Origin of the sequence: uncultured Streptococcus sp. (assembly GCF_963456385.1) — a bacterium.
In the GTDB taxonomy this organism is placed as follows: Bacteria; Bacillota; Bacilli; order Lactobacillales; family Streptococcaceae; genus Streptococcus.
In genome coordinates this window covers 13,121-27,200 of sequence record NZ_CAUOLF010000028.1, presented here as the reverse complement: position 1 = coordinate 27,200, position 14,080 = coordinate 13,121, and the positions used below count along the sequence as shown (strand labels likewise).

The following is a 14,080-nucleotide window of genomic DNA, read 5'->3' as shown; positions in this document are numbered from 1 at the left end:
ACGAGTCAAGAGCAATGAGGCTTGAACAAAGTGAAAGCCAGCGTCTTTAGGCGCTGGCTGGTGATGTGGGCTTATAGCCCTGGGACAAACCACCCGTTAGACGGGTGGTTATGATGTCCTTTTGTTTTTTAGGAAAAATTGGGAACAAATAGAGGAAGATTTTGTGTATTTGTGATAAAATAGAAGTATGAAAGAAAGAATGTCAGAATTAGTAGAATTGCTCAACCGATATGCCCATGAATATTATACGGCAGACAGGCCAAGTGTATCGGACAGCGAGTATGACAGACTCTATCGTGAGTTAGCGGAGTTAGAAGAAAAGTACCCAACCAATATCCTACCTGACAGTCCGACGCACCGGGTGGGAGGGAAGATTTTAGAAGGATTTGAAAAATATCCACACCAGTATCCTCTCTTTAGTTTGCAGGATGCTTTTTCACGTGAAGAATTACTAGCCTTTGACCAGAGGATTCGCAAGGAATTTCCACAAGTTTCTTATCTTTGTGAACTCAAGATTGATGGGCTCTCTATTTCCCTGACCTATAAAAAGGGAATCTTGGTAGCAGGAGCGACTCGGGGGGACGGCTCTGTTGGAGAAAACATCACTGAAAATCTCAAGCGGGTCAAGGATATTCCCCTGACCTTGAAAGAACCGCTGGACATTACGGTTCGTGGAGAATGCTACATGCCTAAGGCTTCCTTTGATGCTGTCAATCAGCTGCGGCAGGAGAATGGTGAGCCTGAGTTTGCCAATCCCCGCAATGCTGCAGCAGGAACCTTGCGGCAGCTGGACACAGCGGTTGTGGCCAAGCGCAATCTAGCGACTTTCCTATACCAAGAAGCCAGTCCGACTCAGGTTGGCAGCCAAGAAGCCGTTTTAAACAAGCTGGCGGATTTGGACTTCTCTGTCAATCCTACTCATATTCTGGCGGATTCTATCGAAGCAGTTTGGGAGTTTATCGAAAAGATTGCTCAGGAGCGGGACAGTCTGCCATATGAGATTGACGGTATTGTCATCAAGGTTAATGACTTGGCTGTGCAAGAGGAGCTTGGCTTTACTGTCAAGGCACCTAAGTGGGCTATCGCCTATAAGTTTCCGGCTGAGGAAAAGGAAGCCCAGCTTCTGTCTGTGGACTGGACAGTGGGTCGGACGGGAGTTGTGACTCCGACAGCTAATCTGACGCCGGTGCAGCTAGCGGGAACGACTGTCAGTCGGGCAACTTTGCATAATGTGGACTATATTGCGGAGAAGGATATTCGTCAGAAAGACACCGTTATCGTCTATAAAGCGGGAGATATTATTCCTGCTGTCTTGCGAGTGGTTGAGTCTAAGCGTGTCTCAGAGGAGACTCTGGAAATACCAAGTCACTGTCCGAGCTGTGAGAGTGAGCTAGTGCACTTTGAAGATGAAGTCGCTCTGCGCTGCATCAATCCCCTCTGTCCAGCCCAGATCAAGGAAGGGCTGATTCACTTTGCCAGCCGGGATGCCATGAACATTACTGGATTGGGTCCAGCAGTGGTAGAGAAGCTCTTTGCTCAACATCTAGTCAAGGATGTGGCTGGAATCTATCGGCTGACGGTAGAAAATTTACTAGAATTAGAGAACTTTAAGGAAAAATCAGCAAATAAATTGTATACTGCTATTCAAGCTTCCAAGGAGAACTCGGCCGAACGTCTCTTGTTCGGATTGGGGATTCGCCATGTTGGAAGTAAGGCCAGTCGGATTTTGCTGGAGAAATTCCATGATATTCCTAAGCTGTCTCAGGCCAGCCAAGAAGAGATTGCGGCTATTGACAGTCTTGGAACTGTAATTGCCCAAAGCCTGCATACCTATTTTGAGCAGGAAGGCTCTCAGATTCTTTTGGCGGAGCTGCAGGAAGCAGGTGTGAATCTAGACTATCTGGGGCAAAAGGCAGCGGCTGATGCAGCCCTATCTGGTATGACGGTTGTTTTGACTGGTAAATTACAAAAATTGACACGCAATCAAGCTAAAGAAAAATTGCAGAGTCTGGGTGCTAATGTTTCTGGATCTGTTTCTAAAAAAACGGATCTGGTAGTGGCTGGCCAAGATGCCGGCAGCAAGCTGGCCAAGGCTCAGGAGTTAGGAATTGAAATTCGGGATGAAGATTGGCTTGATAGCTTATGAGGCTGAAGTATGAAGGATAAGATTAAACGAGCACGATTGATTTATAACCCGACTTCGGGACAGGAAATTATTAAGAAAAATATTGCGGAAGTTTTGGATGTTTTGGAGGATGTGGGCTATGAAACCAGCGCCTACCAAACCACTCCAGCACCTCTTTCTGCTCAAAAAGAAGCTGAAAGAGCAGCAAAAGCAGGATTTGATTTGATTATTGCTGCAGGCGGCGACGGTACCATCAATGAGGTAGTTAATGGTGTGGCGAATCTGGATGAACGGCCTAAATTGGCCTTTATTCCAACTGGCACAACCAATGATTATGCGCGTGCTCTGAAGATTCCCATGGGAGACCCAGTAGCGGCAGCCCGCATTATTGAAAAGAACCAGACCATAAAGATGGATATTGGCCGGGCCTATGGTAACAAGTATTTTATCAATATTGCAGCAGCGGGAACTCTAACAGAGCTGACTTATAGTGTCCCTAGCGAAGTTAAATCCCGCCTAGGCTACTTTGCCTATGTCGCAGAAGGAGCAAAAAAACTCCCTCGCTCTAAGTTCCGCAAGGTTCGTATCAAGCACGACCACGGTGTCTTTGAAGGGAAGATTTCGCTGATGTTTGCGGCTTTGACTAACTCTATCGGTGGTTTTGAAAAGCTAGCACCGGACACAAAATTAGACGACGGGAATTTTACCTTGATTTTAGTCAAGACAGCCAATCTCTTTGACATGCTGAGTCTGATGATGCAGGCTATCAATGGCGGTCAGCACGTTGGCGATATCAACGTAGAATACCTCAAAACAAGCAAACTGCAGCTGGAAGTTTTAGATAAAAAAGGTCCATTTATGCTGAATTTGGATGGAGAATACGGCGGCGATACACCTGTTGAACTGGAGGTGCTGCACGGACATTTGGAATTTTTTGCCAATATTGATGAAATCAGTCAGACAGCCCTTTCAATAGAATAATTTTAGATAAGAGATGAAAGAACATGCTAGACTATAAAGTCTTAGTCCATTACCACAATCCTACTGGAGATTATTTCTCCTATGATATGTGGCAGTGGCAAATAAACCAATGGGGAAAGGAAGCAGCCTTTTCCAAACTTGATTATTTTGGTATTCAGGGGGAATTATCATTTCAAACCTGGGAGCCCTTAGATCACGCTCATGTGATTATCAAACGTTCAGACTGGTCTAGCCAGTCATGTGACTATCATATTGATTTGTTGCCTCCTCATCTAGTGACGGAAATTTGGCTGATTGAGGGAGATGCGCAGGTTTACTATTCCCTGCAGGCTGCAACGACGAGTCACCAGTATTCACGCCGGCGTCCGCATAACTTTGATGTGGCTCTGAGAACAGATTATTTCGATGAATGCTGGGGCTATCAAGGCTGGTTGGGACACCGTCAGACGGACGGCGCACATACTTTTAAAGTTTGGGCACCGACAGCTAAGAAGGTAGAATTAGTAGTCTATGAATCGGCTGACAATCAAGCTCCTGTTTATAAAATCTTCCCAATGCAAAAAGGAGACCGATATTCTCAGGACCATAAGGAAAACACCATCGGTGTCTGGTCAACTGAAATAGCTGAAGACTTGACCGGCAAAACCTATCACTATCATGTTAGCTTTGAATATCGCAATTTTTACACTCGTGATCCCTATACTGTTGCGACCAGTCCAGATGGCAAGCGCTCAGCGATTCTTGGAGCGGATGAGACAGAAGTAGCGGGTTTTGAGGTTCGGCAGGGCAAAGAAGCTTTCTGGCGCTTGGATAATCCAAATCATGCAGTGATTTATGAGATGCACATTCGGGATTTGACCAAGTCGGAGACTTCAGGCGTGGATAGTCAGCTACGCGGGACCTTCTTGGGAGCCTGTCAAAAAGGAACTACCAATCATCTAGGGCAAAAAACAGGTTTTGACTATATCAGCGATTTAGGCGTTAATGTTGTCCAGCTTCAGCCTGTCTCTGACCGTCACAAGGACTATGATGAAAATGGAGAGCTGATTTACAACTGGGGCTATGACCCGCAGAATTATCATGCTCCGGAGACGAGCTTTTCCAGCAATCCTGCCGACCCAGCGCAGGCCATTCGTGATTTGAAAACAATGATTCAGGCCTACCATGATGCGGGGCTTTCTGTGACACTGGATGTTGTTTACAATCACATCTATTCAACCTATGATTCTGCTTTCCAAGCTACGGTACCGGATTATTACTATCGGATGAATCCTAACGGCTCTTTCCAAAATGGAACTGGTGTGGGGAGTGAGACAGCCAGCGAGCACGAGATATTCCGCAAGTTTATGATTGACTCTCTGCTGTACTGGGTAGAGGAGTTCAATGTAGACGGCTTCCGCTTCGACCTGATGGGAATTCATGATGTGGAAACGATGAATGCCATCCGTCAAGCTATGGATGAGGTGGATCCGAGAATCTTGCTCTATGGAGAGGGCTGGGATATGGGTACTGGCCTGAGACCAGAAGACAAGGCCAAGAAGGACAATGCTTATCAGTTGCCGCGGATTGGATTTTTCAATGATACAGAGCGCGATGCAGTCAAGGGAGCCGAGGTTTACGGCGGCATCAAGGCTGGTTTTGTCAGTGGTCAGGCGACGGAGGATATCGTCGCTAAGTCTATCCTTGGCAGCAGTGAACTAGGCAGCTATCTCAGTCCTGATCAAGTTCTTAACTACGTGGAGGCACACGATAATTTCAACCTGCATGATTTGCTTGCGGAGCTGCATCCCGATGATGATGTTCTGACTCGCACCAAGCGGATTGAACTGGCAACTGCTATGAATCTGCTCATGCAAGGCATGGCTTTCATGGAGCTGGGACAGGAATTTTCCCGTACCAAGCTAGTGGCGACTGGAGAAGACGGTCAAGTTCTTCACAGTGATCGCGAAAGGGCCATGAACAGCTACAATGCGCCAGATGCAGTCAATCAGGTGAATTGGGATATTTTGCAGGACCATCAGGAGAGCATTGATTTTATCAAGGACATCATTCGCCTCAAGACAAGCTGCAAGGCCTTTTCTTATCAGACCTATGAAGATATTTATAAACATGTATTTGTTCAATCAGCAGAGCAGGGCAGTGGTTTGATTATCTTTGAAATCAAGGATGACAAGCATTATCAGGTTATTTTTAATGCCAGCGGCCTGCCTTACTATCTACCTAATGCAGACAAGTTGCGCCTCCTAGTAGGCAATAGTCGTCACAAGAAGCCTTTCTATGTTGAAAATCTGACGGTTTCTGTTTTTGAAGTTATTCAATAAGTTATTAGCTACATGAAAAGCCTTAAGTCCATTGGACTTAAGGCTTTTGCTATCTATGGATTGGCTGTGGAACTAGAGCTGGAAGAGCTTGAGTCTTCTTGACTGCTGTCTTCGTCGCTGCTGCTAGTTTGGAACTGCTCTGGATGCAGTGCCCGATAGCTTGGCGAGTTAAATAGGTCCACAGTGGAGACATTGCCTCGCTTGGAGTAAAGACTGGTTGATTGGTCGCCTTTTTCCTTTTCAATAGCCAACAAGGCTTTCATTGAATTAAGATAAGAGTAATCTTTAGGGTTGACCTTGCCCAAGTCATTTCCCTTGTAGAAGCGAATCAAGTCACCGGTTTGAATAGCATCACTCATCTTCAGCTGAGTATTGGCGGCATTACGAATCTCATCCAGCTCTTTCTTGATGGTTTCGTCTGGATTGGTAATTTCCTCACCGGTCTGGGTGTAGTAGGTCCGTCCATTGAAGCTAGTGTATTTTGGAGTGACAAAGTTATTGCTGGAGCGGAAGGCTGTGATTTGCTGATGCTGAGATGACAGCAGGTCTTGTCCAACTTGAAGGTAGTTCTTAGAGTCAATGCCCAGTAAATGCTCTAATGTTGGCAGCATATCTACTTGACCACCGTATGTATCAATTATCTTTCCTTTGTCCATGCCAGGCACCACTACCATGTATGGCACGCGCTGCATCATGGCATTGTCGTAGTTGGACCAAGTCTCAGAAGTCTTGCCTACAAGAGGGGCCAAGTTAGGATTACGGGTTTGGGAAATTCCAAAGTGATCCCCATAGAGAACGATAATAGAGTTGTCATAGAGGCCAGATTCTTTGAGATAGTCAAACAAGGCCTTGACAGAAGAATCTAGATAGTTAGCAGTGGCAAAGTAGCCGTTGATGGTTTCATCCTTGGTCTTAGCCAGAGGGAAGCCAATTTCGTCACCAATCAAGCTAGTCGTGTAAGGATAGTGATTGGAAACCGTGATATATTTAGCATAGAAAGGCTGCTGCAGGTGTTCCAGATATTTGATGGAATCTTTCAGCATAATCTTGTCGTTCAAACCATACTGGAAAGAGTTGGTGTCGTCCTGCTTGGTAAAGTAAGACGCATCGAAGAAATAGTTATAGCCCCATTGCTTGTAGGCTGTATTACGGTTCCAGAAGCTTCCTGTATTTCCATGGAAAACAGCAGAAGTATAGTCGCCGTTTTTGGAAAGAATAAAAGGTGCAGCTTGCTGGGTATTGGTACCACCGTAGTTGACCATGAAGGATCCTTGATTGAGACCGAAGAGCCCAGTTTCAATCATGGTTTCAGCATCAGAAGTCTTACCAGCCTTGACCTGGTTGAAGACATTAGAGAAAGCCAGAGTCGAATTGGAGTGGTAGAGGGAGTTGAGAAAAGGTGTCACCTCGTACTCTTTCCCATCTGCCTGCAGCTTATAGTCAATCAGGAACTGCTGGAAGCTTTCCAGATGGACGTAGATGACATTGCGACCCTTGGCAATCCCGTAATATTCTGGATTTGGTTCCGCATAGTGGGATTGGATATATTCTGTTACTGGTTCCAAGTCTTTTTCAGAAGCTTTGGAGCGCTCACGATTGGCGGTATATGTCTGGTTAGCACTGTAACCTAGAAAGGCTGGCAAGCCCAGAGCACGAACAACATAATAGTTGGAAAATCCACGTGACAAGAGCTCAGGCCGGTCAATTTCAGCCAAGAAAAGGTTGGCTGAGAATAGCATGGCAGACAGGGATGTCACAGCAAAGCTGGCGCGTTTATTGAAAGGCCTGTCATCCATGCGGATGTATTTCTTAAAGAATAAGAAGGCCAAAATCGGGAAATCAATCAGATAAAGAATATCCCAAGGGCGGAAGAGCTCAAGTGCTGCTTCCCCAAGTCCAGCTGAAACGCTGCTAGAAGCCAGCATGGTATTGACTGTAACAAAGTCGCTGAACTCGCGGTAATAAATGGAGTTAGACACCAGCCAAGCAAAGAGGAGCAGATAGATTCCGAAGGCTAGGCTGTAGAATAATTTGGTTCGTTTTACATAAAGTGCTAGTCCCAGCAGCAAAAGGCTGATAGGGAAAGGGTTGATAATAGCTAAAAATACTTGATAAGCACCTTGAATATCAAGGTTAAAATCAATCGTATAGGCCCACATGGTTTTTATCCAATAGAGGACCAGTAAAATCAAGACAAAACCTAGTCTCGTACTCATGAAATTGAGTAAATTCTTGGTTATTTTTTTCACAAAAAGTTACTTCCTTGTCTTATTTCCTAAAAATTTTCTCCTCTAAGTATAACATAATTTCTCCAGTTAAGGAAAATTTGAGCCGCATTTGAGATATTTTAAATCAGCGAAATTGTAATATTTCTATAAAAGTCTTATCCCCTCTATGGAGAGGTTTATAGTCGTTTTGCACTTGTTTGTGAAATCTTTTATTAACTCAAATGTAAAATATGTTTTGAGAATTTTCACAATCTTTGGTATAATATAATTTATGAATAAACTTACTGTTACTCAAGAGGCAGAAGAAAAACTGAGAAAGGGCATTCTTTTATTAGATAAAAAGGATTTTGGCGCTCTTTCGCTTCAAAATCAATGTGTGGATCTGCAAAACCGTCAGGGAAAGTTTTTAGGCACAGCTTATCTCTCTCCGCAGAATAAGGGAGTGGGCTGGCTGATTTCCCAGAAGAAGGTAGAGCTGAACTCGGATTTTTTTCAAGACCTCTTTGAGCAGGCTAAGAGCAGACGTTCTACTTATTTCCATTCGTCTGACACGACAGCCTTTCGACTCTTTAATCAAGAGGGGGATGGCTTCGGTGGCTTCACGGTGGATTTCTACAATGACTTTGCGCTTTTTTCTTGGTACAATGACTTTGTCTTTGCTATCAAGGAGCAGATTCTGACAGCCTTCGCTAAGGTTTTCCCAGAGATTCAGGGAGCTTATGAAAAGATTCGTTTCAAGGGTTTGAACTACGAATCGGCTCATCTCTATGGAGCGGAAGCACCGGAAACCTTCACAGTCTTGGAGAATGGTGTTCGCTATCAGGTTTTTTTGAATGATGGTCTTATGACCGGTATCTTTCTGGATCAGCACGATGTGCGTGCAAGTCTGGTAGATGGTCTGGCTGCTGGTAAAAGTTTACTCAATATGTTTTCCTACACAGCAGCTTTTTCAGTAGCAGCAGCTATGGGCGGTTCCAGTCAGACGGTCTCTGTGGATTTAGCCAAGCGCAGCCGTGAGCTGTCAGAAGCTCATTTTCTGGCCAATGGTTTGACACTGGATCAGCATCGCTTTCAGGTGATGGATGTCTTTGATTATTTCAAGTACGCTAAGCGTCACAATCTAAGCTTTGATGTCATTGTGATAGATCCGCCTAGCTTTGCTAGAAATAAAAAGCGGACATTCTCGGTTGCTAAAGATTATCATCGTTTGGTTGCACAAGCTTTGGAAATCCTGAATCCTAAGGGAATCATGATTTTAAGTACCAATGCAGCCAATCTTTCTAAAAGTAAGTTTAAACAAGAAATTGAAAAAGGCCTTGCCGGCAGAAAGCACCGCTATCTTGCGGAGTATGGCCTGCCAGCAGACTTTGTCTATAATAAAAAAGACGGGAGCAGTAATTACCTCAAGGTATTTACAATAAAGGTGGACCAATGAAATTAGTCGTTTCTGTAATGCCCAAGAGTTTAGAAGAAGCTCAAGAAATTGATGTATCACGCTACGAAGATGCGGATATTATTGAATGGCGGGCAGATTTTCTGGCCAAGGATGACATTTTAAATGTTGCGCCAGCTATTTTTGAAAAATTTGCCGGACGTGAATTGATTTTCACCTTGCGGACCCGTCAGGAAGGCGGAGAAATCGAACTGTCCGATGATGAATACGTAGCTCTCATCAAGGAAGTAGCCGGTTTTTACCAGCCTGACTATATTGACTTTGAATACTTCTCTCACAAGGGGAAATTTGAAGAAATGCTTGAGTTTCCTAATCTGGTGCTGAGCTACCATAACTTTGAGGAGACACCTGAAAATATGATGGAAATCCTGTCTGAGCTGACTTCTCTGACCCCTAAGGTGGTCAAGGTTTCTGTCATGGCTCACAATGAGCAGGATGTGCTGGACTTGATGAACTATACTCGCGGTTTCAAGACTTTGAATCCTGAGCAGGATTTTGTCACCATTTCCATGGGAAAAGTCGGCAAGATTTCACGCATTGCGGCTGATTTGACAGGTTCCAGCTGGTCATTTGCCAGTCAGGATATGGCGTCAGCACCTGGTCAGATTTCCCTGAGCAATATGAAGAAAATCCAGGAGATTTTGAATGAGAATTAATGGCCACACCCGCATGGCTGCTGTGGTTGCCAAGCCAATTAAGCACAGTATTTCTCCTCTTATTCACAATATGGCTTTTGAAAAGACTGGTGTCAATGGTGTCTATCTAGCTTGGGAAGTAGAAGCAAAGGATCTGCAGGCCAGTATAGAAAATATCCGCAGATACGATATGTTTGGTGTCAATCTTTCCATGCCCTATAAGCAGGAAGTGATACCTTATCTGGACGAGCTGGATGTCAGCGCCCGCCTTATTGGAGCGGTCAATACGGTTGTGAATAAAAATGGAATTTTAGTTGGTTATAACACAGATGGCAAGGGATTTTTTAAGAGCTTGCCTTCTTTTGCTATTCAGGGCAAAAAAATGACGATTTTAGGAACAGGTGGAGCAGCGACAGCTATTATTGCTCAAGCAACTTTGGACAATGCCGAGGAAATTTTCGTCTTTACTCGGCAAGCTTCCTATGAGAAGACAGTCAGCAAAATGGCAGTTATCAGCCACCAAACCAAGAGTCGTATCCAAGTACTAACCTTGGAGGATGCGGATAGCTTGCAGAATACAATCAACCAATCAGACCTTCTGGTAAATGGGACCAGTCTAGGTATGGATGGCATCAGCATGCCCCTGCCTGAACAGCTTGAGCTGCCTAACCAGATTTTAGTTGCAGATGTTATCTACCAACCTTTTGAAACGCCCTTTCTCAAATGGGCCAGAAATCAAAATGTCACAGCGGTCAATGGACTTGGTATGCTGCTCTATCAGGGAGCAGAAGCCTTTGAGCTTTGGACCGGCAAGACCATGCCCAGTCAGGAAATTTGGCAGTGTTTAGAAGAATTGTATAAATAAGGAGGCGCTTATGAAACTAAATGTGAATCTCCCGCATCATCCCTATGATATTCTCATCGAAAAGGGGTCTTTATCTCAGGCTGGAAGTTGGCTGAGTCAGCTTTGGCAGCCTCAGAAGGTGGTTATCGTCACGGACAATCGAGTGGCTCGACTCTATGCGGAAAAGGTCAAGCTGAGCTTGGAAGCAGCTGGGTTTGAGACTTTTGCCTTTGACTTTTTGGAGGGTGAAGCCAGCAAGAATTTAAAGACGGTCAACAAAGTCTATGAGTTTTTGGTCAAGGTTGGTCTGACTCGCAGTGATGGTATCGTGGCCTTGGGAGGTGGCGTTGTTGGTGATTTGGCAGGATTTGTTGCTTCTACCTACATGCGGGGCGTTCATTTCGTGCAGATTCCTACTAGTCTGACAGCTCAAGTGGACTCCTCTATCGGCGGTAAGACAGGTGTCAATACGCCTTGGGCCAAGAATATGATCGGGACTTTTACCCAGCCTGACGGAGTTCTGATTGACCCAGATGTCTTGCAGACCTTAGGGCAACGTGAATTGATTGAAGGTATGGGCGAGGTGGTCAAGTACAGCTTGATTGAGGATAAGGAACTCTGGGATGAGCTGTCAGAAATGGATGGCAGTCCAGAGTCTATTTTGGAGCATGCGGAGAGCATCATCTACCATTCCTGCGATGTCAAGCGTAAGATTGTGGTCGAGGACGAGCTGGATAATGGCGTTCGTCTTTACCTGAACTTCGGCCATACCATTGGGCACGCTATTGAAGCGACAGCGGGCTATGGAAAAGTCATGCACGGTGAAGCTGTGGCGATTGGCATGGTACAGGTTTCTCGTGTCGCTGAAAAGAAAGGCCTCATGCCAGCCGGAATCACAGAAAACATTATCCATATGTGTCAGAAGTTTGGCTTGCCGGTGGATTACCAGCCTTGGAATGAAGCTGCTCTTTATCAGGCCTTGACCCATGATAAGAAGGCTCGAGGGAATTCTATTAAACTAGTACTTGTTCCTCAGTTGGGTTCGGCTAGTATTCACCAGATTCCGCTGGAAGAGATGAAAGAATTTCTGAAGAAATAAGTGCCAGATGGAGTTTAAGGCGATTGGACAGTTTGGATGAAAAAATAGACAAGCTGTCCATATCTTTCCATCCCAGAAATAGGAGAAAATGTATGAGATACTTAACAGCAGGAGAATCCCACGGACCACGTCTGACAGCTATTATTGAGGGAGTGCCGGCTGGTCTTCCTTTGACCGCTGACTATATCAATACTGAGCTCAAGCGACGTCAGGGTGGGTACGGTCGCGGTGCCCGAATGAAGATTGAGAGCGACCAAGTCGAGATTACGTCTGGGGTTCGGCATGGCTTGACCATGGGCGGCCCGATTACCCTCAATGTTACAAATCTGGATCATCAGAAGTGGCTGGAGATTATGAGCGCGGCAGATGTGGATGAAAAGAAAAAAGGGCTGCGCAAGATTACCAAACCACGCCCTGGCCATGCGGACTTGGTTGGTGGTATGAAATACCGCTTTGACGATTTACGAAATTCACTGGAGCGTTCTTCTGCCCGCGAAACGACCATGCGTGTAGCAGTTGGAGCAGTAGCCAAGCGCTTGCTGGAAGAAATCGGTGTAGGGGTTGCTAGCCATATCGTAACTTTTGGTGGCATTGATATTGATGTACCGAATAATCTAACTGTAGCAGAAATCAAGGAAAGAGCTGCCCAGTCAGAGGTTTCCATTGTCAATCCCGAGCGCGAAGAAGAAATCAAGGCTTACATTGATCAAATTAAGAAAGACGGGGATACCATCGGTGGTGTCATTGAGACTGTTGTTGGCGGTGTGCCGGTCGGTCTGGGCTCCTATGTCCAATGGGACAAGAAGCTGGATGCCAAGATTGCTCAAGGAGTCGTTTCCATCAATGCTTTCAAGGGAGTCGAGTTTGGCGTGGGCTTTGAAGCCGGTCGTCTTAAGGGCAGTCAAGTCATGGATGAAATCCTCTGGTCTGAGGAAGATGGCTTCACTCGCAGGACCAATAATCTAGGCGGCTTTGAGGGTGGTATGACCAATGGTCAGCTAATCGTGGTTCGCGGTGTTATGAAGCCCATTCCAACCCTTTACAAGCCACTGATGAGCGTGGATATTGAGACCCACGAGCCTTATAAGGCGACAGTGGAGAGGAGCGATCCTACGGCTCTGCCGGCGGCGGGTGTTGTCATGGAAAGCGTGGTGGCAACAGTTTTAGCCACCGAAGTCTTGGAGAAGTTCTCTTCGGACAATCTGGAAGAACTAAAGGATGCTGTAGCCCGCCATCGGGAATTTGTCAAGAACTTTTAGAAGTAAGGAGAAGGGCATGGAGAGAAAAACGGTCTATATCGTAGGTCTGGGACTGATTGGAGCTTCCTTGGCTCTGGGCATCAAGCGTGATTACCCTGAGATAGAGATTCTTGGCTACAATCGCAGTGAGGAATCGCGCAGAGTTGCCTTGGAACGTGGAATGGTAGACCGGGTAACGGATGATTTTGCCGCCTTTGCTCCTTTGGCTGATGTGATTATTCTGGCTGTGCCCATCAAGCAGACCATAGCATTTATCAAGGATCTAGCGGAGCTGAACCTGAAGGAAAATGTTATCATTTCAGATGCTGGATCGACCAAGGCAGAGATTGTGGCAGCTGCAGAAAAGTATCTGCAGAATAAACCCGTCCGCTTTGTCGGTGCTCATCCTATGGCCGGAAGTCATAAGACCGGAGCCAAGGCTGCCCATGTCACTCTCTTTGAAAATGCCTATTATATCTTTACGCCCTCTAGCCTGACCAAGTCTGGTACGCTTGAGGAAATGAAAGACTTGCTAAGTGGTCTTCATGCCCGCTTTATCCAGGTGGACGCAGCCGAGCACGACCGAGTGACCAGTCAAATCAGTCATTTTCCGCATATCCTAGCCTCCAGCCTTATGGAGCAAGCGGCAGCTTATAGCCAGGAGCATGAGCTGACCCAGTCTTTTGCGGCCGGTGGTTTTCGAGATATGACGCGGATTGCGGAGAGTGAGCCGGGTATGTGGACCTCTATTCTCTTGACTAATCCTGAAGCTATCTTGGAGCGGTTGGAAGATTTTAAAGATCAGTTAGACAAGGTGGCCGCAGTGATTGAGGCTAAGGACGAGACAGCTATCTGGGAATTTTTCGACCGAGGGCGACAAAGCCGCAAGCAGATGGAAATTCATAAGCGGGCCGGTGTAGATAGCTTTTACGACCTCTTTATTGAGGTGCCCGACGAAGAAGATGCGATTTTGGGTATTTTGGAGCTCCTGCGGGGAATTTCAGTCGTCAATATTCGTATCAACGAGGAAAACCGTGAAGATATCAACGGTATTCTGCAAATCACCTTTAAAAATCACCAAGATTTGGAAAAATCTGCTAAAATAGTAAGAGAAAATACGGATTACCTAGTGTCCGAAGACTAATATAGATTGGAG

The 14,080-nt window shown here is 45.7% G+C and carries 10 protein-coding genes; 9 read left to right on the top strand and 1 reads right to left on the bottom strand.

What is annotated here, in order from left to right; translation table 11 throughout:
- Window positions 1-187 precede the first annotated feature (187 nt).
- From ligA to pulA, 3 genes are read left to right on the top strand one after another with little or no spacing between them, the layout of a single operon-like run.
- Window positions 188-2,146: an NAD-dependent DNA ligase LigA gene (gene ligA, locus RP262_RS10385; RefSeq protein WP_311155100.1), complete on the top strand. Its 1,959-nt coding sequence runs from the start codon at window positions 188-190 to the stop codon at window positions 2,144-2,146.
- Window positions 2,147-2,155: 9 nt separating this feature from the next.
- Window positions 2,156-3,106: a diacylglycerol kinase family lipid kinase gene (locus RP262_RS10380; RefSeq protein ID WP_002914839.1), complete on the top strand. Its 951-nt coding sequence runs from the start codon at window positions 2,156-2,158 to the stop codon at window positions 3,104-3,106.
- A gap of 23 nt (window positions 3,107-3,129) precedes the next feature.
- Window positions 3,130-5,427 carry a type I pullulanase gene (pulA, locus tag RP262_RS10375; protein WP_311155099.1) on the top strand — a complete coding sequence of 766 codons (2,298 nt, stop codon included), beginning with the start codon at window positions 3,130-3,132 and terminating at the stop codon, window positions 5,425-5,427.
- Between the two features lie 53 nt (window positions 5,428-5,480).
- Here the strand turns inward: pulA and RP262_RS10370 are convergent, their stop codons facing one another.
- Window positions 5,481-7,676, bottom strand: coding sequence for an LTA synthase family protein (locus RP262_RS10370; protein ID WP_125340874.1), 2,196 nt, complete (start codon window positions 7,674-7,676; stop codon window positions 5,481-5,483).
- A gap of 250 nt (window positions 7,677-7,926) precedes the next feature.
- On the opposite strand from RP262_RS10370, the gene RP262_RS10365 reads away from it, so the two are divergent.
- From RP262_RS10365 to RP262_RS10340, 6 genes are all read left to right on the top strand, one after another.
- A complete protein-coding gene (locus RP262_RS10365; protein WP_311155098.1) occupies window positions 7,927-9,090 on the top strand; it encodes a class I SAM-dependent rRNA methyltransferase in 1,164 nt (387 codons plus the stop codon).
- Entirely contained in the window at window positions 9,087-9,764 is a 678-nt protein-coding gene (gene aroD, locus RP262_RS10360) for a type I 3-dehydroquinate dehydratase (protein WP_002906180.1), read from the top strand. The genes RP262_RS10365 and aroD overlap by 4 nt, the downstream gene beginning before the upstream one ends.
- Window positions 9,754-10,608, top strand: a complete 855-nt coding sequence (locus RP262_RS10355; protein ID WP_311155097.1) for a shikimate dehydrogenase — start codon at window positions 9,754-9,756, stop codon at window positions 10,606-10,608. Before aroD ends, RP262_RS10355 begins: the two co-directional genes overlap by 11 nt.
- Before the next feature lie 10 nt (window positions 10,609-10,618).
- Window positions 10,619-11,686 carry a 3-dehydroquinate synthase gene (gene aroB / locus RP262_RS10350; protein ID WP_311155096.1) on the top strand — a complete coding sequence of 356 codons (1,068 nt, stop codon included), beginning with the start codon at window positions 10,619-10,621 and terminating at the stop codon, window positions 11,684-11,686.
- 92 nt (window positions 11,687-11,778) lie between these two features.
- A complete protein-coding gene (gene aroC, locus RP262_RS10345) occupies window positions 11,779-12,945 on the top strand; it encodes a chorismate synthase (protein WP_125444818.1) in 1,167 nt (388 codons plus the stop codon).
- A gap of 16 nt (window positions 12,946-12,961) precedes the next feature.
- Window positions 12,962-14,068: a prephenate dehydrogenase gene (locus tag RP262_RS10340; RefSeq protein ID WP_311155095.1), complete on the top strand. Its 1,107-nt coding sequence runs from the start codon at window positions 12,962-12,964 to the stop codon at window positions 14,066-14,068.
- Window positions 14,069-14,080 lie beyond the last annotated feature (12 nt).